The organism is Marivirga sp. (assembly GCF_051117495.1).
Taxonomy (GTDB): Bacteria; Bacteroidota; Bacteroidia; order Cytophagales; family Cyclobacteriaceae; genus Marivirga.
On sequence record NZ_JBNPEF010000026.1, the window covers coordinates 16,094 to 37,994 of the forward strand.

Genomic DNA, 21,901 nt, shown 5'->3' on the forward strand with positions numbered 1-21,901 from the left:
TTTGATATATGCTAAATAAGATATTAGAAATATCCCTTAGGAACCGTCTTTTAGTTCTTTTGGCAGCTATTTTATTGACATTATCGGGCTTATACATTGCTCGTAATATGAATGTGGATGTATTTCCTGATTTAACAGCACCTACGGTAACCATTTTAACGGAAGCCCATGGGCTGGAATCTGAAGAGGTAGAGAAATTAGTTACTTACCAGTTAGAGACTGCGATGAATGGTTCTCCTAATGTACGAAGGATTAGATCTTCTTCGGCAGCGGGTATTTCCATTGTATGGGTAGAGTTTGAATGGGGAACGGATATTTACAGAGCCCGACAGATTGTAAGTGAAAGAATTCCGATGGTGCGTGAAAATTTACCATCGGGTGTAAGTGCTCCAACCATGGCACCTATTTCATCCATTATGGGAGAGGTGATGCTCTTAGGCGTTCGCTCAGACAGCTTATCGCCTATGGAGCTAAGGACACTTTCTGATTGGACGATTCGACCTCGAGTTAAATCAATTGGAGGTATTGCTAATGTGGTGGTTATCGGAGGTGACTATAAGCAATATCAGGTGATGGCTGATCCTGAAAAACTGAAATATTATGATATCAGCCTTGCTGAATTGCTTGAAAAGGTAGAGGAAAGTAATGTTAATGCTCCTGGTGGCTTTCTGAATGAATATGGAAATCAATATATCATCAAAGGAAGCGGACGTGCTTATTCTATTGAGCAGTTAGCAGAATCGGTTGTAAAAAGTGTAAATGGGCAATCCATCAAAATTAAAGATGTTGCTGAAGTAAAGGTAGGCGCTGCAGATAAAATTGGTGATGCTTCTTTAAATGCTAAACCAGCAGTAATATTGACTATTGCCAAGCAACCTGATGTTAATACTTTAGAATTAACGGAACGCCTGGATGCTGCCATTCTTGATTTGCAAAATACGCTTCCAAAAGGAGTAGAAATCAAAAGCCATATTTTCCGGCAAGCGAATTTTATTGAAGCTTCGATTGATAATTTGAATCAAACCCTACTGGAAGGAGCCTTTTTTGTTGTGATCGTATTGTTTATCTTTTTGATGAACTGGCGAACCACCATCATCTCTCTATTAGCCATTCCAGTTTCCTTATTAGTTTCTATTATAGTGCTCAAGTTGATGGGCTATACGATTAATACCATGAGTTTGGGAGGTATGGCTATAGCTATTGGGGCTTTGGTGGATGATGCTATTATTGATGTAGAAAATGTATTTAAGCGATTAAGAGAAAATATACGAAAGCCTAAAGAGGAAAGAGAAGCTACCCTGACTGTCGTAAAAAATGCTTCGGTTGAAATCCGTAGTTCCATCATCATAGCAACACTCATTATTATCGTGTCCTTTGTGCCTTTGTTTTTCTTAAGCGGTATGGAAGGTCGTTTATTAAAGCCACTAGGGATTGCATTTATCACTTCGGTATTGACTTCCTTAGTAGTAGCGGTGACACTCACACCAGTGTTGTGTTCTTATTTGCTTAAAAGTGAGAAGGTGTTGAAAAAGCAAGCCGAAGGAACAAAAGTCGAACGCTGGTTACGAACCCAATATGCAGCACTTTTAAAAGGTGTCTTAAAATACCCTAAGACAATTATAAGTCTAACGGTAGGTGTTTTTATTGGCAGTTTAGTTCTATTCAGTCAGCTTGGCAGAAGTTTCTTGCCTGAATTTAATGAAGGTTCATTGGTAATAGGTGCTGTGGGCGTGCCTGGAATGTCTTTGGAAGAAAGTAATAAAACGGGAAAAATGATAGAAGAGCTGCTTCTGGAAATGCCCGAGGTAGAGGTAGTCACAAGAAGAACGGGGCGAGCTGAACTGGATGAACATGCTCAAGGGGTCAATGCTGCTGAAATAGATGTGCCGTTTACCTTAGGAGAAAAGAGTAAAGAACAGTTTTTTGAAGAGGTACGGACTAAGCTCAGTGTGGTGCCAGGAGTCAATATTACGCTTGGCCAGCCAATAGCCCATAGAATTGATCATATGCTTTCCGGAACTCGCGCCAATATCGCTATTAAAATTTTCGGGGATGATTTACAACGCTTGTTTGAACTTGGTAAAGCTGTTGAAAATAATATTAGTGGCATTGAAGGAATAGCTGATGTGGCCGTGGATCAGCAAATAGAAGTGCCGCAGATCCGCATTATGCCCAAACGTCAAATGCTGGCAGCTTATGGCATGACGGTCGGTGATTTAATGCAGCAAGTGGATATTGCTTTTGCTGGAGAGAAAGCGGGAGAAATTTATGAAGGGCAAAAGTATTTCGACCTGATCGTCCGTTTCAAGCATGAAGCAAGAGATAATAAAGCAGCGCTTGAATCAGCCTTGATTAGTTTGCCCGATGGAGGGCAAATCGCTTTGAATCAGTTAGCTATAGTCGCTTCGGTGAGCAGCCCTAATACTATTTCAAGAGAAGATGTGAGAAGGAAAATAGTAGTAGCCGCGAATGTTCAAGGTAGAGACTTGAGAGGTGTTGTGAATGAAATTCAATCTATTGTAGAGGTAAATATTGAATTGCCTGAAGGCTATAGAGTCGAGTATGGGGGTCAATTTGAAAGTGAGGAGAAGGCTTCCCAAATGCTGCTTATTACTGCTATAGCTGCTATTTTAATCATCTTCTTATTGCTTTACTTTGAGTTTAAAGATCTCAAATTATCTTTTATTGTCTTGATTAATTTACCGTTGGCGCTCATAGGAGGAATTTTAATAGTGTATTTCACCAGTGGGATCATAAGCATAGCCGCAACAATAGGTTTTATTAGTTTATTCGGTATAGCTACAAGGAATGGAATATTACTAGTGTCCAGATATGAAGAGTTAAGAAATGAAGGTCTAGAAGGTTTTCAATTGCTGAAAGAAGGCGCATTGGATCGTTTGAACCCCATTTTGATGACTGCTTTTACGACCGGTTTAGCCTTGATACCGCTTGCCCTGAAAGGTGGCGAGCCAGGCAATGAAATTCAAAGTCCGATGGCGGTTGTGATCTTAGGAGGTTTACTCTCAGCTACCGTACTTAATTTGATAGTGATTCCTTGTGTATACGAACTTGTACAGCTTAAAAAAGGAAATACATGATATTGTAAGAAGCAAGAATTAACTCTATTAAAGGCCAAACGAAATTGTTTGGCTTTTTTGTGATTCATGCAAAATAGTAAGTTAAGCAACAATCTACTGATAAATCAGAGCAAAAAAGGACAAATTTTATGAATAAGTAGCAATGGCTATACTTACAAAAATCCCTATCCCTACGATTGAACCCAAACCCATTAAAATGGCTCCTGGTGTTTTTAGTTCTCGTTTTAGTTCGTTCTCCATTTTTAATTATTTTTTGAAATGTGGAGTCAAGCGAACATTTTCCACCACCATTCAAGACTTCATCTTCCATTGGTTGTATGGAGTTAAATTTCTAGTGTGGTAAGGGAGGTATCAAAGACTGATTTGATCTCTGATTTACAAATATACTTAATTGCATAGATGCAATAGCATTGCATGGATTTAATCTCTACCTTTGTTTTCGTGAAAGTTTTATGTTACATATTGAGTTTTTACATGATAGCGCTTTGCGGGATACCCTGCTCAGATGCTAAAGCATTAAACAATGAGCAAGAGATTGCTTCTTATGGTGATTGGGCAAATGAAAATCAAAGCCATGAGCATAATCAGGAAGAGGATAATTGTTCACCACTTTGTGTATGTCATTGCTGCCATTTGCATTTCTTCCCCATAAATGAAATTCCATTTTCACATCCTGATATGATTTCAGGTTCATATTCTCTTTATTACCAAGATTTCAGAACTATTGAAATCTTCGATTTTCTGATACCTCCACGACTATAAAGCGCTATTCAACAGGATAGGTATGTCCTTTTTTTAAAGATTTTTCATGTAGAAATCTTTAAGAACTACCATTATGCTGATTGAATAAGCAATTCCAAGAATCCTTATTTCCTGAAAGATTCTTTAATGCCGTTCAGGCTAAGGTTAATCTAAACAATTTATAATAAATAGACAGAAAGAAACACCTAGTCAAGCTTTAAACAGGTATTGGTGATTTCTATTGAGTTGGTCTCTAAGATGACCTTTTAAAATAGATTGCGACCATTTTTTCTTTCTAAAAAACTAATTAAAAGTCTTATGATTAATAAAATCATTTCTTTTTCTATAAAGAATAAATTTATTGTGGGTCTGCTGACATTGGCACTCATTGGAATTGGCACATACTCCATGTACACGGTCAATTTGGGTTCTGTACCCGATATTACGAATAATCAGGTGCAAGTGATGACCGTTTCGCCCAATCTAGCCACAGAAGATATTGAACAGTTCGTGACCTACCCTGTGGAATTAGCTATGGGTAATCTGCCAGGTGTAAATGAAATTAGGTCGGTATCACGTTTTGGTCTCTCGGTAGTAACGATCGTTTTTGAGGATGATATGGGTACTTATTTGCCCAGGCAATTAGTACAGGAAAAGCTCAACGACTTGCAAGAAACCATTCCTGATAAATTTGGCAGCCCAAGCATGGGCCCCATAACAACGGGCTTAGGTCAAATTTATGAATATACCATTCAGCCAGAGGAGGGCTATGACTCGGTATATTCCCCAATGGAGCTTCGAAGTATTCAAGATTGGATAGTGAAAAGACAATTGACCTTACTTAAGGGAGTAGTAGAAATTAACTCTTTTGGTGGGTATATCAAACAATATGAAGTGGCTATTAATCCTGAAAAGCTTAATTCCATGAACGTCAGTATTTCTCAAGTTTATGAGGCATTGGCTAGAAACAATGTCAATACTGGAGGTGCTTATATTGAGAAAAACCACATGGCTAATTTCATCCGAGGAGAAGGCTTAATTCGGTCATTAGATGATATTCGTAAGATATCGGTGAAGACGGAAAACGGTATTCCTATCACTATTGGTGATGTAGCGGAAAAAGTGCATTTTGGAAACCAAGTGCGCTATGGTGCTTTCACACAGGATGGAAAAGAAGCAGTTGGTGGCATTATCATGATGTTGAAAGGAGCTAACCCAAATAAGGTAATTCAGGATGTGAAAGACCGTATGGCAGAAGTAGAGAAATCGCTTCCTGAAGGTTTAACCATCAATACGATTATTGACAGAAGTGATTTGATTTCAAGAACCACTGATACGGTTAAAACAAACTTAATAGAAGGAGCTTTAATCGTTATTTTCGCACTGGTGCTCTTGTTAGGTAGTTTACGAGGTGGAATAATCACCGCGACTACTATTCCGCTTTCGCTTCTATTTGCTTTTATTCTGATGAAGCAATTTGGTGTTTGGGCCAACCTTATGAGTTTGGGAGCCATTGATTTTGGAATTATCATTGATGGGGCTGTCATCATTATTGAAGGAACTGTTTATGAAGTACAAAAGCGGATTAGATCTGGCAACCTAAAATTCAATCAAGGGGTGATGGATGATTTGGCTTATGATGCAGGTAGCACCATGATGGGCTCAGCATTTTTTGGTCAAATCATTATATTGATTGTATTTGCTCCCATTTTATTTCTCACAGGAGTAGAAGGTAAGATGTTCCAGCCAATGGCTTATACCTTTGGCTTTGCCATGATAGGTGCTATTCTACTATGCTTGACTTATGTGCCTATGATGTCGGCATTATTAATGAAACCCATTCAGAATAAAAAGAATTGGTTTGGCAGATTTGAGCAAGGCTTAGAAAAGGTGAGCGATAAAATCATAAGCGCCATTCATAATGCTTACCTCCCTTTATTGAATGGAGCTTTACGCTTCAAAATGCTGGTTATCATCTTAGCCATTGCTTTACTGGGGGTGGCCGGTTATACATTTTCCAAAATGGGAGGCGAATTTGTACCTCAGTTGGATGAAGGAGATATTGCCATGCAGGCATTAGTTCGCCCCGGGAGTTCGCTTAGCGAATCGAAGAAGGTTTCAATTAAAATAGAGGAACTCTTGCTCGAAAATTTCCCTGAGATTAAAACCGTTACTGCTCGAATTGGTGTGGCAGATATACCAACAGACCCCATGCCAATGGACATAGCAGATATGTATTTAATATTGGAAAAAGATAAGGATAAATGGGTTTCAGCTGAGACTAAAGATGATTTGATAATGCAAATCAAGGAAAAACTTGAAACTTATCTTACCGGTGTGAATTTTGTTTTCACACAGCCGGTGGAACTTCGCTTCAATGAGTTGCTTGAAGGTGTACGAGAGGATATAGCCGTTAAGCTTTATGGTGAAGATTTAGATATTCTTGCTAAGAAAGTACAGGAAATGGCTGAAATTATTGAAACTGTGCCAGGTGCAGGAGATGTTAATCCTGAGCGGACATCAGGCCTACCTCAAATGACGGTGCGTTATAATCGAGATAAGATTGCGCAATATGGATTGGATATTCAAAAGCTGAATGAATATGTAAGCTCAGCTTTTGCTGGTGGAGTAGCGGGGGTGATTTTTGAAGGGGAAAAGCGTTTTGATTTGGTCATTCGATTTGATGAAGCGCACAGGCAAAATATAGAGGATGTACAGTCCTTGTATATAGATTTGCCAGACGGTACGCAAGTACCCATTAAAGAGGTAGCAGACATTAGTTATGTGCCGGGGCCAATGCAGATTTCTCGCGATGACACTTATAGGAGAACTTATGTAGGCGTCAATACAAGAGGCAGAGATGTTGAATCAGTAGTGAAAGACATTCAAGCTAAACTGGATGCTGAGCTTGACTTACCGCCCGGTTATTATATTAGCTATGGAGGGGAATTTGAAAATCTGGAGCGGGCAAAAAGTCGATTGACGATTGTTGTCCCAATAGCGCTTTTCTTAATATTTGTTCTGTTATACTTTGCCCTAAAATCCTTCTCGCAATCCATTATGATTTATATTGCCATTCCACTAGCTGCGATTGGAGGTATTTTTGCGCTTTGGCTGCGAGATATGCCCTTCAGTATTTCAGCAGGTGTAGGCTTTATCGTGTTATTTGGGGTAGCCGTTTTGAATGGATTGGTTTTAATTAATCGGTTCAATTCGTTGAAAGAAGAAGGTGTTACAAGTATTAGAGAACGAATTTTAACAGGAACCAAAGAAAGAATCAGACCTATTATGCTTACTGCAACAACCGACATTTTTGGATTTTTACCGATGGCATTTTCTGCGTCTGCAGGAGCTGAAGTGCAACGACCTTTGGCTACTGTGGTAATCGGTGGTATGCTCACAGCTACTTTATTAACATTGGTAGTGCTGCCCGTTTTATACACTTTTGTAGAAGGAAGAAGTGATAGAAGAAAGGCGTTAAAAGGAAGCAATGCTAACCTGATACTAGTTTTTTTGGTTTGTGGCGGATTATTTGGTTTGTCAAATTCAGTAAATGCACAGGAGGTTCAACAAGATTCATTTCCTGAACTTACTTTAGCAGAAGCTAAGAAAAAGGCTATTGAAAATTATCCTAAAATCAAATCAGCAAAACTGGAAATTGAAAGCCAGCAAGTATTAAAAAAAACAGCTTGGGATTTTGGGAATACTCAGATTTTCACTGGAAGAGAAGAAGCTGGCAATGGTTCTAATGGAGTGTACACAAGCATAGGGTTTCAACAACAGAATATTGATGTCTTTGGTATCGCTTCTAAGCTTAAGCTTCAAAAGGAACAAGTGGCGCTAGCTGAAAAAGCACTCGACCTATCTATAATCGAATTGGAGCGAGAAGTAAGTAGTGCGTGGGGAAATCTCTATGCTGCAAAGAAAAACTTTGAAGTTTACGATAAACTTGATTCTGTTTTTAGGGATATAGAAAGAGCGGCTAAAATAAGATTGGAAACAGAAGCTACTTCTAAGTTAGAATTTCTAGCAACCGCCAATCAAGCCAACAAAGTACATATTGAAAGAGAGCAAGCCTACAGAGATTACTTAAGTGCACTGCAACGATTGAACTTGTGGTTTGCTAATGATAGCTTATTCACCGTAGCAGATATTCCATCAGAACAATTAGATGATCCGCTAAATTTTGTGGCAGATTCTCTAAGAAGTCATCCATTATTGGATATTTCGGCACAAGAAGTTGAAGTGGCAGATGCCATCATAAGGGAGAGGCGGTCACAGTTTCTGCCGAAGTTGCAAGGGCAATATGGCAGACAGGAAATTGCAGGCCAGTCTGGGTTTTATACCTATCAGGTAGGTATTAAAATTCCTTTATTTTTTGCACCTGAACTAGGTAGGTCGCAGTCTGCTAAAATTCAAAAGGATATTGCTAAGCAAAATTATAAAGAGACTCAATTGAAATTGAACAATGAATACAATCGTGTTCGAGCGCAGTATCTGAAATGGTACGATTCCTGGAAATATTACTGTGATGAGGCCTTGCCACTTGCTACCGAACAGCGGAAAGGTGCTATTGCAGCCTACAGAGAGGGAGCTATTGACTATGTTTCTTTTCTACAAAATATAAAAGACGCGATAAGTATAGAAGTGGATTCATGGAATGCTTTCGGTAAATACCTGGAGAGTCGCTATCAATTAGAATATTATTTAAAAACATCAAAATAAGTCATCGGATTTATAAAACATAAAGCAATGAAAAATCAAATTATATATATTCTAGTATTCTTTTTCGGAACAATAATTTCAGGTTGTGACAATAAATCAACCGAAAATAAGCTAACGGAAAAAACAGAAGAAGAATCGGAGCAGAAAGAAGAAGGAATGGGAGTTTTACACCTCTCCCATCTTAAGTTTGAAAGCCTGGGCATAAAGGTAGATTCCTTGCCGAGTCGTAGCCTATCTGGAATTGTGGAGGCTAATGGTCAACTAGAAGTGCCCCCACAGCATGAAGCTACCGTTACTGGTATTTTAGGAGCCAATGTGACTAGTATAAAGGTAATTGAAGGAGATAAGGTAAGAAAGGGTGAAGTATTGGCTTTCTTGTCGCACCCTAATCTTGCCAATCTTCAAAGTAATTACATCCAAGCGTATAGTCAATTCCAGTATCTTGAAAAAGAGATGCAAAGACAAAAGCGATTGTATGAGGAAGAAGTAGGCTCAGGAAAGGATTATCAGCAGACCTTGGCAAATTATCAAGCTATGAAAGGAGAAATGAAGGGCTATGAAGCTCAATTAAATCAATTGAGTTTAAATTTAGAAAGCATAAAGGAGTGTGAGATTTATCAATATGTACCCGTTATAAGTCCAATAAATGGATACATAGAAAAAGTAAAAGTTCAGATAGGGCAATATGTTGAACCTCAAACTGAAATGTTCATGATTGTAAATACAGAGCATGTACATGCAGATTTAATGGTGTTTGAAAAAGATGTTCATAAGGTAGAAGTCGGTCAAGAAATTAAATTCTCAGTGGCTACAGTGCCGGGCTCGAATTTATCGGCTAAAATATATTCTGTGGGTAAGAAGTTTGAGCAGAATCCTAAAGCGGTACATGTTCATGCAGAAATAGAGCAGAAAAAGAATTTCTTAATTCCTGGAATGTATATTAATGCAAAAATTGAAACTAGTAAAGAAAAGGTAATGGCATTACCAGAGGAGGCCATTATAGAAGAAGAAGGAAAGCCCTATATTTTCCTTGTAGAAGAGCTTCAAAAAGACGGTGGAACAGAATGGGCTTTTCAAGCTGTGGAAATACGAACTGGTATTAAAGCAGATGGTTGGGTTGAGATAAAACTTCTTGAGTCACTTCCAGCAGGGGCGTTAGTCGCTTGGAGTGATGCATATTATTTGATTTCAGAGATGCAAAAAGGAAGCGCAGGTCATGCACACTAAACTACTTAAGAAAGCCTATATTCTTAGCTTAATCACCATCTTCTACAATATGATAGAAGGTGGTGTGGCAACCTTTTATGGATCACAAGATGAAACCCTTGCACTTTTTGGGTTTGGTCTCGACAGTTTTGTGGAAGTGCTCTCAGGTATCGGGATAGCTCACATGATCTGGAGAATGAACAGAAATGAGGTTTCCAAAAGAGATTCATTTGAAAGAACTGCATTGAAAGTAACCGGTTCTGCATTCTACCTTTTAACAGCAGGATTGATTTTCGGAGCGACCAGCAGCCTATATCATGGATCAAAGCCTGAAACCACTGTGATTGGAATTGTGTTATCAGTTTTATCTATTCTGACAATGTACTTCCTTTATAAAGCAAAATTGGATGTAGGCCACAAACTTAAATCGGCACCAATTATCTCTGATGCCAATTGCACCAAAACATGCTTTTACTTATCATTCATCCTTTTAGGCTCAAGTGTAATATATGAAATTTTTGGCATTCCCTATATCGATGCGCTTGGTAGTTTGGGAATCGCATGGTTTGCATTCAAAGAAGGAAAAGAGGCATTCGATAAAGCAAAAAATGGAACTTTAATTTGTAATAATAATTGTTGATATTATGTCGCAAAATCACGAACATTCACACGATCATTCTGAAGGCAATGTAAAAGTAGCCTTCTTTCTCAACCTTGCATTTACGATAATTGAAATTATTGGCGGACTGTACACCAATAGTTTGGCGATATTATCTGATGCATTGCATGATTTAGGAGACAGCTTAAGCTTAGGACTATCTTGGTATTTTCAAAAATTGTCCAAAAAAGGCAGAACAAAGACCTTTTCGTTTGGCTATAAACGATTTTCCCTATTAGGTGCTATAATAAATTCCATAGTATTAGTGGCAGGCTCTATATTTATCTTAACTAAGGCAATTCCCGGTCTTTTCAATCCTGAAGAAACCAATGTGGAAGGAATGCTGTACCTTTCTATACTGGGCATTATCGTGAATGGAGCAGCTGTTTTTAAACTGAGAAAGGGTGAGTCTCTGAATGAAAAGGTAGTCTCATTACACCTACTGGAGGATGTATTAGGCTGGGTTGCCGTGTTTATAGGTAGTATTATCATGATGTATTTTGATGCTCCATTTATTGACCCATTACTTTCTGTATTAATATCCTTATTCGTGCTATACAATGTCTATAAGAATCTAAAAAAGAGTTTGCTCGTTGTAATGCAAGGAATTCCTTCTGATGTATCAATTGATAAAATACGGAAGAAATTGGAAGTGATTGATGAGATTAAAGATGTGCACGATTGCCATGTTTGGTCATTGGACGGAAGTTATCACATCATGAGTATTCATTTAAGAATGAAAGAAGATTATAGATTATCTGAGCTTTCAGAGATAAAGAAAAAGGCTCGTAATGAATTAAAGGATGAATCTGTTAATCATATTACAATTGAAACTGAAAGCATAGATGAAAATTGTGAGTTAGATGATTGTTAAAGATGAAGCGATGAAGATAAAGGAATTGGAAAAAAATTTAGAAGAAAAGAATATCAGACCAACGGCTATGCGTCTGTTGGTATTAGAAGCCTTGCTAGATCAAAAAATTGCCATTAGTTTGACTGATTTGGAAAAGGAGGTTGAAAAATCTGATAGAGTGACCTTATTTCGCACGCTTAAAACATTTCAGGAAAATGGGTTAGTCCATAGCATTGATGACGGTACAGGTGCACCCAAATATGCATTATGTGAAGATGGTTGCAAATGTGAATTAGAGCGAGACTTGCATGTCCATTTTCATTGCAAGGAATGTAATGAGACCATTTGCCTACCTAAATATAAAATCCCAGAGATTAGTTTACCACAAAAGTTCATATCAGAAGAGGCGAATTTGGTAGTAATGTGTATTTGCGGGAAATGCGCTAGTTGAGTTGTAAATGGATTGTTAATAGTGGGTAAGCTTGAAAAATTTCAAACTTTAATTATACTTTTGGCCGTGTGTTTAGGTTTGCTCTTAGGGCAATTTGAACAAATAAAAGTTAAGGCTGATGAAGTCATTGTGCCAGCGCTGGCCGCCATGCTTTATGGAATATTTCTTTCAATACCAATGAGGGATTTAACAAAAGCGTTCAAAAATAGACGTTTTGCAATTAGTAGTATTGCTATTAATTTCATTTGGACTCCCATATTGGCCTGGATTTTAGGATACTTTCTGCTTTCTGAGCATCCTTACCTGTGGATAGGCTTTATTATGCTGATGGTTACGCCTTGTACTGACTGGTATCTGATATTCACCCAAATAGCAAAGGGAAATGTAGTACTTTCCACGGCTATTTTACCTGTTAATTTGCTTTTGCAACTGATTCTTCTGCCGTTTTATCTGTTCTTATTTAATGATATGTCAGGTAATATTAATCTATCAGGAATTTGGGAAAGTATTATAATCATACTTGTAATTCCGTTTTTATTGGCTCAGTTAACGAAAAGTAAATTGCTCAACAAAAACCAAAAAATATCTATAAATCAACGACTATCTTCATTTTTCACTAAGGCGCAGCTACCATTTCTTTGCTTGGCTATTGCAGCCATGTTTGCCGCTCAAGGTGAATATTTGCTTGAAAATCCAGCGGTATTGTACCTTATGTTGATTCCAGTGTTGGCATTTTTCTTTGTCAATTTTTTCTTTAGTCAAATCGTAGGCAGGTTCTTGAAATTTTCGTTTCAAGATAGGGTGAGTTTAAGTATGACCACACTTGCTCGAAATTCACCTATTTCATTAGCTATTGCTATCACTGCTTTCCCCAATCAGCCACTTATTGCGCTCGCCCTAGTTATTGGCCCTTTAATTGAATTACCCATTTTAGCTATTGTGAGCCAAGCTTTTTTGCTTACGAAAGACAAAAAATAAGATAAAAAAGAATAAAACCACCTATTTATATAGTATCTAATAATATTTTTCACAAATATTTATTATTTGTCACTGATTATCTGATAAATACCCCCGATAGCTATCGGGGTTCTCTTGTAATTGCCTAATAGACTTTATTTAAGAAGGGTGGCCTTACACTAAACCTTCACTAATTCTATTTTAAATTTTAATCTCTTTTTACTAAGCCCTAATAAAAACTATCAGTTACATTACCACCCCACATACTCAGGTGCCTTAATATCATTCATGCGTAAATAGATAATGGATTGTCCTAAATGGTGAATTGTATGGCTTCTAATCAGGTAAAATATATTCTTTTTAGACATTTCAGTCCCCTTAAACATTACTTTTTCAGAAAGCACTGAGGGTTCTGTGCTTTTGATTAAATCTGCTACATAGCTAAATGCGTCCTCCGAAATCTGCAAGACCTGTTCCTTACTGAGCTTATCTATTTCATCTCTTGAATAAAAGCTTTTATACTCTCCGGTAATATGGCGGCATAGAAAACTGATATTTCCTACAATGTGCAGTTGCTGCTCTTTAAAAGTCATGCCATCGGTATAAATTTTAAAATCATAGAGTTGCTCTGGCATAGCTTCCGCAATTGTTCGCCTATAAGCAGTGCTTCGCTCCCAAACCTTTGGATATTCCTCTTGAAAATAGTCTTGTGCTTTTCCTTCCATTAAGGCGAATAAAAAGGAAGAAGTAATTAAGACGCAAATTCTTTTCATCTTACAATGGTTATCCATTTAGTTATTAATTCTATCATAAGAAACGAAAGTTTTTATTACTAAACACCTCTTTTATAAATGTAGGCATAAAATAACTTAATTTTAAGGAACATATTACCGCATCTGCCCCAAAGCCTTTTCCACCTCTTTCACAGGTAATTTACAGGTTTTATTTCTGCACACATAAATAATGGTATTGTCTTTTCTTAACTTGTTTTCTAGCAAAGGCAGGTTTTCTTTCTCACCTCCCATGAACAAAGCGGTGGGTAAAAACTCATTTTGCATTATCAAGCTTTTCTCAACCGATTGCCTTCCTATGATCGCAATTTCATAAGGCTCATAAGCCATTAATCCCATCAATTTTGCCCAATTGGCGTAATATGGCCCGCCTGCAGAGGTGTCCTCGGACACCTGGTTCAACATTGTTTTGCTCATATTGATGTAAAACTGATTATAAAAATACTCGCCCAGCTTATATAAAACGGTAGCCATAACAGAATTTGAACCTGGTATCACATTATCCCTGATCTCCATTTTTCGGGCAATGAGGTTCTCTGACTGATCTGAGGTATAGTAGAACATGCCACTTTTATCATCCTTGAAATTGTTGATAGCATAATCTGTTATAGTTTTAGCCAAATTAAGCCAGTGAATATCAAAAGTGGCTTGGTAAAGCTGGATATAAGCATCTGCCAGCAAAGCATAATCGTCCAGAAATGCTTCTATCCCTGCTTCCCCATCTTTATAATTTCTCCATAATCTGCCATCCTCCCTCAGCATATTGTCTTCGAGAAATTGGGCGTTTTTTAAAGCGCTCTTCAAATACTCTTTTTCGCCTAAAGCCAAATAAGCATCCACATAGCCGCTTAACATCAAAGCATTCCAACTGGTCAATATTTTATCATCAGTTGAAGGTCGGATGCGTTCACTTCGCCTATCCATTAATTTCTCTTTTGCCTTTGAAAGCATCTTGTCCCACTCACCTACTTTCCGATTATGCTTTTCAGAAAATGCTCTTTTACCTTCCTTCCTGTGAAGAATGTTCGATCGATGTTCCCAATTTCCCGATTTTTTCACCTGATAATAATCAGAAATGAGCTTTGCCGTCTCTTCATTTAAAACATCATGAATTTCTTGTTGAGTCCATACATAAAATTTCCCTTCTTCTCCTTCGCTATCTGCATTAAGAGAGGAATAAAATCCACCTTCAGAACTTGTCATTTCTCTTTCTATGAAAGTCAAGGTTTCACGAATAATAGAAGCATAGCTTTCATTCTTGGTTACTTTGTAGGCATCTGCATATAAACTCACGAGTTGTCCATTGTCGTACAGCATCTTTTCAAAATGTGGTGCAAACCATTCCGCATCGGTGGAATATCGGGCAAAGCCTCCACCAATCTGATCGTAAATGCCGCCTTTGGCCATTTCATCAAGGGTGACTATAACTGCTTCCAGGGCTTCTTCATTTTCTGTCAGGTAGTGATATTGCAATAAAAAATCCCAACCCACAGGCAATGGAAATTTAGGAGCTCTATCAAATCCTCCTTTTTTAAAATCAATGATCGTTTTCCAGTTCTTATAGATATTATCGTAGACTGATTCAGCAAATCCAGAAGTGCTATCGAGTGCTGGCTTAATCATATCCTGCTGTCTAATTCCCTGAGTCAATAACTCTGCCTGCTCATCTACTTTTTTAAAATCATTTTGATAAGTATTTGAAAGTTGGGTCAAAATCTCTTTCCATTCTTTCTTAGGAAAATAAGTCGCAGCATAAAATGGACGACCATCCGGCATAGCAAAGGCATTGAGCGGCCAGCCTCCTCTGCCACTGATGAGCTGTGCAGCATTCATATAAATCTGATCAATGTCCGGTCGTTCTTCACGATCAATCTTGATGGAAACAAAATTTTCATTCATGATTTTAGCCACGCTGCTATCCATAAATGATTCATGTTCCATTACATGACACCAGTGGCAAGCCGAATACCCTATACTAATTAAAAGAGGCTTGTTTTCTTCTTTTGCTTTATCCAGTGCCTCTTCGCCCCATTCATACCAGTCAACTGGATTATCGGCATGCTGGCGAAGGTATGGGCTTTTAGCATTGGCTAACCTATTGAGGGTAGTGTCTGATGCAATAGCCCTATCTGAACTTGATTTATCGGATTTATTATTTTGAGAGCATCCTGCAATAATTACAAACTGAAAAATTGCAATGGCCACTGCTTTATTAATTCCTATCATAACAAATTTTTATAACTCTTCTCCTTTAGCCACCTTCAACTCATATTGCGTTGCGTTATAATCGCCCACTGATTTCAAATAGTCAATTTGCGCTTGTAAATAAAACTGCTGTGCCTGAAAAACCTCAAAAGGCTTGGCAGTACCGTTTTCCTGCCTTTTAATGCTTTGATTGACTGCCTCTGCCGTAAGCTCTATAGATTCCTTTGCAATTTCTACTTGCTGCTTGCCCAGATCAATTTTTTGTTGAGCATTGGTTATTTCCTCCCGAATTTGAGCGTTCATTTTATCATATTCTATTTCTGCTAATCTAATGCGGCTATCATAAACTTTAAGTGCTCCACCTGAAAACAGTCTTCCCAAAGGGATATTCCACATTAAGGAGGCATTAAGCGCCCTTGTTGGATACAATTGCCTGGTTTCAGGGAAACGGTTGGGTTCCATCGGTCGAACCTTACCTGATAAATTACCAAAATAAGAGCCGTAAGCCCCTACTGCAAGTTCAGGAATTAGCAGACTAACTGTAGTGGTTTTCTTTTCAGTTTTGATGGCTTCCATATCTAATGCTATCGCTTTTATTTCTGCCCTTTTATGTTCCTCAGTGCTTTCAGCTAATAAATCTTCATCAAATTGAAGGGGCGTCATCATACTATCTGCACTGACCAACTGAATTCCATTTTTGAAATTTAAAATATTCACAAGCCTGGAAGATTTTTCCAGATATCGTTTATGGGCATTCGCCATTTCCACCTTTAGATGATTACGGTTGCTTTTAGCCAAAAGAAGCTCAGATTCATAAAGCAAGCCTGACTCCACTTGTTGTGCAATTTGCCTGGAAATAGAATCAGACTGCTCCACCAAATTTCGATAGGCACTTAACTCTGCTTGAGCAGACTGCAACTCATAATATGCCTTGATAGCTTCCAAAATAATCTGATTTCTTTCCGCTTCCGTTTTGTAGGATGAAGCATCAGATTTCAGGGAAGCTGCTTTGGACTTGAATATGCCATCAGCAAAATCCCAGTTTGCATTTAAGCCAATGCCACTCCATAAATTATTTCGGTTTACTTCCAGAAAAAAACCGCCATCCGCATTCATTGCCGCTCCTGCCAGCTGATGCGTTTGTACGCCAGCATAAATATCGGGTAGCCACCATTCATTAGCTTCAGTATTTTGAGCATTCGCCAATTCCTGACGTTCCTTATATTCTTTAATGGTCAAGTTATTAGCCCCTGCCAGTTCCATTACTTTCTCTAAATTAAGCGGAATGGTGTCTTGAGCACTTGTGAATTGGCAATAGGCTATAAGCAATAGGCAAAATATTACTTTTTGCCATTTGCCCCTTGCCAATTGCTTATTGTTTGTTTTACATTTTTTCATATTTCAATATTTTTCAGGGTTATTAATCATGTGATGTAGCATTTTTCCGATTTCTTCATTTCTTAAATTCAACTTTTGGTAAATTTCCTCGGTGATATATTGACAGGAGAGTGCAAAATCCAACCAAACCCCTGTCTCTGAATTTTCTGCATCACAGTCTGATATTTTTGATACAAAATGTGCCGGGTATAGTCTTTTCCTATAGGCTTCCGCCATATTGGCACAAACACTTCTCGATGATCTACGCATCTGATCGGTAAGTGAATATTTCTCTTCCTTTAGGAAGGCCTTACTTATTTCAAAAATATTCATTGCCAATGAAAAAGCTTTTTTATAAACTGTCGTCTCTTTAAAATTCTTAGCTGCCATAATTTTTATTATTTAGTAATTGTCGAAGTTTAATCAGTTACCAATTTGCCTATTGCCTATTGCCTATTGCTTATTACTAACTTCCGTTTACCTATTCTTTAAAACTGCTTCGACTTTCTGCCCAGGTTTCACCAAACTCTTTCCTCGCACAATAACCTGCGATTTGGCTGAGATTTCAGTATTCAGCACTTCAAAATAATCCTGATTTGATAGGCCTTTCACAAGCTTCAATCTTTTCACTTTCCCATCTTCTACTAATAGAAAATAATCCTCATTTTTATGGCTGATTTTGGCTATCTGCGGTAAAGACAAAATATCCGCACTACTTTTAATTTCCAAGAGTGCTTTGGCGTACATACCCGAAATAATACTCCCGTCAGGATTTCCCAGGTCAATTTCAACCTGCATGGTTTTGGACTGCTGATCCAGCGCATTTGATATCCGGCTCACTGTCGCATTGAAGGTTTTACCTGACAATTCAGGAATGCTGATTGTTGCTTCCATTCCTTCTGTAATGCCAACCGCATCAGTTTCCGGTGCAGGTATGGTCAACCGAATGGGGTTAATCTCTTGAACCTCAACGATTGCCTGCGTATTGCCGGCTTTTAACCCACTTTGAATCATCGCACCTTTATCGACCATACGTTTAGTCACAATGCCTGAAAATGGAGCTTTTACAGTTAAAAAGCCTATCCTATTATTGGCTGCTGCAAGATTTGCTTTGGCAGAAAGGTAATCTGCCTCGGCATCCTCAACCTTTTGAATATTGGTCAGTGCCGGGGTTTTTTCGTAAATGGAATTCAAACGCTCATATTGCGCCTTTTTTGCTTTGGCTTCTGCCTCCCATTTTACTTTTTGTTGGTATAATTTCGGGTTCTCCAGTCTAGCGATCACTTCTCCTTCCGTCACCCTATCGCCTATGTCTTTGCGCATCTGCATTAACATTCCACTTTCCATTGCAAAAAGTGTAACGATTTGATTGGGAAGAGCCGTACCGGTAATAGAAACTTCAGCTGTAAAAGAACGCTGCTGCGGATAAACCACTTCAACTCTTTGGGTTTTATCGTTATCAGTATAGGTTTCATTCGTGCTTTGGTCTTCCTGTTTACAAGATGTTGCTAGAATTAGCAATAGGCAATAAACAATGGCCCATTTGCCTATTGCGTTGCGAAGCAACATTTCCTTATTGCCAATTGCTTGTTGAGTTTTATTTAAAGTTTTCATTATTTTTTTGTTTTTGCGATAAGTGAATAAAGAATCGGGATGATATAAAGAGTGATGATCATGGCCATAAAAGTCCCGCCAATTACAGCTATTGCTAAAGGCACATTGGCTTCCGAGCCTGAACTCGTTGCCAAAGCAGTAGGCAATAAGCCCAAAATGGTAGTAGATGCTGTCATCAAGACAGGCCGGAATCGATCCCCTGCTCCTTCTTTGATGGCATTATTGGTGCTTTTCCCCTCATGGACAAGAGCGTTAATTCTATCTACCAAAATATTTCCATAAGAAACTGAAATCCCTACCATCATGATAATTCCCATGATAGATTGAATGCTTAAATAAGTACCGGTTGCCCACATCAGAAGGGCTACTCCTATCAAACCAAAAGGAAAGGCCAGAATGATAATAAATGGCTTTCTAAAGGAGCGAAAAAGTGGAGTGATAATCAGAAAGGCCAGAATTGCGGCTAAACCTAAGCCCAGGCCTAAGCCTCCGAAAGATTCATTAATTATGGCTACTTCTCCTTCAAAATTTACTTCATAACCTTCGGGAATATCCATCCCGTCAATGATGCTTTGAATTTCATCTGAAACACGTCCTACATCCTTACCCTCCACATTAGCATACACATTAAATGCACGGGTCAAATTATGGTGGTTAATTTCAACCGGGTTAGAACCATCCGAAATATTAGAGAAATTTCTGAAAGGAACAGTATTTTCGGAAGTAGAACTATTTACCCCAACATTTTCCAGAACGAAGCGACTGTCAATTTCACTTTCTGGATAAGTGACCCCTACAAAATAGTGGTTCCCATTACTTTCATCTATCCAAAAAGATTTTTCATAAGTAACCGAGGAATTCAGTGCAGAAACCATGTTTTTAATGGCTTCCACTGGTTCAACTCCTAATTCAGCTGCTTTCACTCGATCAATATTGATGTTTTTGGCAGGCTGATCAATTCTTTGAAGCACCCTCACATCACGGGAAGCTGAAATTGTAGCAATCGTATCCCTGATTTTTTCTGAAATTTCTCGCAAGACTTCCAAATCATTTCCCTTTACCTGAACATCGATAGGCGCAGGTTTTCCTTCATTTAAAGCCGCAGTAATCATTCCGCCTGTATTAAAACTGAGTTCAATGCCGGGGAATTTCTCCTTTAGTTTTCTCCTAAGGCGAGAAGCATATTCAAATGTGCTGGTTTCATGAGATTCCTTTAACTGTACGCCAATAAAAGCATCCTGAGTACCGGAATTAGGCGTATAAGCAGCAGGTAAATCATAGAACACTCCAATATTTGCTATAAGCTGTTCCAGGTCATTTCCTGTTTCTTTACGGATAACCTGCTCCATTTCCGCTATGGTTTCATTGGCATCTTCCAGCCTAGTACCTGATTCCATGCGTACTGAAATTTCCATTTGGCCTACATCGGCTTGAGGAAAAAGTTCATAGCCGGTATTTTTCAAGAGAAAAAGTGAAATAACCAGCAGTACTATGGCTCCAATTAAAACTGTCCAACGGATTTTTAATAAACCGGAAAGGCTATTTTGGTATTTACCACCCAATTTATCAATGAATCGCTGGAAAAAGCCAAGAGCATTTTTCTTAGGCTTTTTATCCGAATCAGGCAGGTGGTTTTTGAACAGAAAAGCTCCCATAATCGGAATAAGCGTTAAGGCAAAAATGTAGGAGCCAATCATAGCAGCGGTTACCGTAATAGCCAGGGGAGAGAATAAAAATTTTGTAATCCCCGTTAAAAACAGAACCGGAAAAAATACTACAATAATCACCAAAGTGGAAGCCAAAACAGGATTTGCTACTTCTAATGCAGCCTCCTTAGCCGCCTGAAAAGAGGATTTCCCCATTTTAAGATGGCGGTCGATATTCTCCAGCACTACAATGGAATTATCCACTAATAATCCCAACACCAAAGCCATTCCTCCTAAAGTAATACTATTGATCGCCTGACCAGTTAGGGAGAGCATTATGAAAGCAAAAAGTACGGATAAAGGCAAACTAATAGCGACAATCAGTGCAGATCTAAAATTACCTAAAAATAAAATCAGTACGATTACCACCAAGATCAAACCGCCTAAACCTGCATTTTGCAGACCTGCTATTGAATTTCTGACATAAGAAGATTGGTCAAAAATTACATTTAGGTTTACGTCATCTGGCATTCTTACTTTCAAACTAGGCAATGCCTCTTTCACCGCCTCAACCGAAGCAATTGTATTAGCTCCCGGTCTTTTAAAAATAGGTAAGTAAACCTGTTCCTTACCATCCACTCTAACTATATTAGTTTGAATGGCACTTGCATCTTTAGTCTTCCCTATATCTTTAATATAAATGGGATTCCCGTTTTTATGAGTGATTACTATATCATCAAAATCCTCGACATCCACTATCAAGCCTTTTGCATCAACTCCATAGTTTATGTTGCCGATATTGGCCACCCCTGATGGAATCATGGTGGTGTTTTTTTGAATAGCCTCCATCACTTCAGTTTGGGAAATACCCAAAGCTTCCAGTTTATCGGTCTCTACATACACATAAATCCTCCTCAACGAACCACCATAAGCAGCCGGTGCAACAATTCCTTCCACCCCGCTTAGCATTTGCCGGAGATTGAGGTATGCTACATCATATAAATCCTTTCCGCTTCTTGTATCACTACTCACCGTTAGCAACATCAGTGGCTTGGAAGCAGTAGGATCAAAAGGCTGAATCATAGGAGGCAAGGTGCCAGGCGGTTGATAATACATGTCACTTACTGCATAAGAAGAAGAATTGGCCATTGCCTCGGCTGGGTCAATTTCTTCTCCGTAAAAATTAGTAACCACACTCACGCCCATTATACTTTTCGATAATTGCTTTTCAATTCCGGGAGATTGTCCGGTCCATCTTTCCATTCTACTGGTGATGTCCTTTTCTACCACTTCAGCCGGCATACCCGGATAAAGGGTTATAATCTGCATGGCAGATTTTTTAAATTGGGGAAGAATATCCACTGGCATCCTTGGAATTAAGACCGCAGCCAGGACTGACACCACTATGGCCAGTACGAATACCAGATAGGGATTCTTAAAAGATATTTTGATCATTATCCTTATTGTTTTTGTTGGTTTTAGCTAATTAATGTTTGAGACCAGATGTCCTCTAAAATGTGACCATGCACATAATTTGAGCTTTCTGGAGCCAACAATAAATCAACTTTTTAAAATAATT

Annotated in this window: 14 protein-coding genes; 8 read left to right on the plus strand and 6 right to left on the minus strand. The window is 38.4% G+C overall.

What is annotated here, in order from left to right; all coding sequences use genetic code 11:
* Positions 1-8 precede the first annotated feature (8 nt).
* From ACFE0M_RS13510 to ACFE0M_RS13545, 8 genes are all read left to right on the plus strand, one after another.
* Entirely contained in the window at positions 9-3,098 is a 3,090-nt protein-coding gene (locus ACFE0M_RS13510) for an efflux RND transporter permease subunit (RefSeq protein ID WP_434546305.1), read from the plus strand.
* A gap of 414 nt (positions 3,099-3,512) precedes the next feature.
* Positions 3,513-3,860 carry a DUF6660 family protein gene (locus tag ACFE0M_RS13515; protein ID WP_434546306.1) on the plus strand — a complete coding sequence of 116 codons (348 nt, stop codon included), beginning with the start codon at positions 3,513-3,515 and terminating at the stop codon, positions 3,858-3,860.
* 297 nt (positions 3,861-4,157) lie between these two features.
* A complete protein-coding gene (locus ACFE0M_RS13520; RefSeq protein ID WP_434546307.1) occupies positions 4,158-8,564 on the plus strand; it encodes a CusA/CzcA family heavy metal efflux RND transporter in 4,407 nt (1,468 codons plus the stop codon).
* Between the two features lie 27 nt (positions 8,565-8,591).
* Entirely contained in the window at positions 8,592-9,791 is a 1,200-nt protein-coding gene (locus ACFE0M_RS13525; protein WP_434546308.1) for an efflux RND transporter periplasmic adaptor subunit, read from the plus strand.
* Positions 9,781-10,410, plus strand: coding sequence for a cation transporter (locus ACFE0M_RS13530; protein WP_434546309.1), 630 nt, complete (start codon positions 9,781-9,783; stop codon positions 10,408-10,410). Before ACFE0M_RS13525 ends, ACFE0M_RS13530 begins: the two co-directional genes overlap by 11 nt.
* Before the next feature lie 4 nt (positions 10,411-10,414).
* On the plus strand, positions 10,415-11,302 hold the full coding sequence (locus ACFE0M_RS13535; protein WP_434546310.1) for a cation diffusion facilitator family transporter: 888 nt from the start codon (positions 10,415-10,417) through the stop codon (positions 11,300-11,302).
* Positions 11,292-11,732: a Fur family transcriptional regulator gene (locus ACFE0M_RS13540; protein WP_434546311.1), complete on the plus strand. Its 441-nt coding sequence runs from the start codon at positions 11,292-11,294 to the stop codon at positions 11,730-11,732. Before ACFE0M_RS13535 ends, ACFE0M_RS13540 begins: the two co-directional genes overlap by 11 nt.
* Before the next feature lie 21 nt (positions 11,733-11,753).
* The gene (locus ACFE0M_RS13545; RefSeq protein ID WP_434546312.1) at positions 11,754-12,710 is read left to right on the plus strand and encodes an arsenic resistance protein; all 957 of its coding nucleotides are present in this window, start codon (positions 11,754-11,756) and stop codon (positions 12,708-12,710) included.
* Between the two features lie 230 nt (positions 12,711-12,940).
* On the opposite strand, the gene ACFE0M_RS13550 is transcribed toward ACFE0M_RS13545, so the two are convergent.
* The 6 genes from ACFE0M_RS13550 to ACFE0M_RS13575 form a co-directional block, all read right to left on the minus strand.
* Entirely contained in the window at positions 12,941-13,462 is a 522-nt protein-coding gene (locus ACFE0M_RS13550) for a DinB family protein (RefSeq protein WP_434546313.1), read from the minus strand.
* A 114-nt stretch (positions 13,463-13,576) separates the two neighbouring features.
* On the minus strand, positions 13,577-15,706 hold the full coding sequence (locus ACFE0M_RS13555) for a thioredoxin domain-containing protein (protein ID WP_434546314.1): 2,130 nt from the start codon (positions 15,704-15,706) through the stop codon (positions 13,577-13,579).
* 9 nt (positions 15,707-15,715) lie between these two features.
* A complete protein-coding gene (locus ACFE0M_RS13560; RefSeq protein WP_434546315.1) occupies positions 15,716-17,083 on the minus strand; it encodes a TolC family protein in 1,368 nt (455 codons plus the stop codon).
* A gap of 3 nt (positions 17,084-17,086) precedes the next feature.
* Positions 17,087-17,452 (minus strand): four helix bundle protein, encoded by a 366-nt coding sequence (locus ACFE0M_RS13565; RefSeq protein WP_434546316.1) that lies wholly within the window; start codon positions 17,450-17,452, stop codon positions 17,087-17,089.
* 87 nt (positions 17,453-17,539) lie between these two features.
* The gene (locus tag ACFE0M_RS13570) at positions 17,540-18,676 is read right to left on the minus strand and encodes an efflux RND transporter periplasmic adaptor subunit (RefSeq protein ID WP_434546317.1); all 1,137 of its coding nucleotides are present in this window, start codon (positions 18,674-18,676) and stop codon (positions 17,540-17,542) included.
* Complete coding sequence (locus ACFE0M_RS13575; RefSeq protein ID WP_434546318.1) at positions 18,676-21,777, minus strand: efflux RND transporter permease subunit; 3,102 nt, start codon at positions 21,775-21,777, stop codon at positions 18,676-18,678. Before ACFE0M_RS13575 ends, ACFE0M_RS13570 begins: the two co-directional genes overlap by 1 nt.
* Positions 21,778-21,901 lie beyond the last annotated feature (124 nt).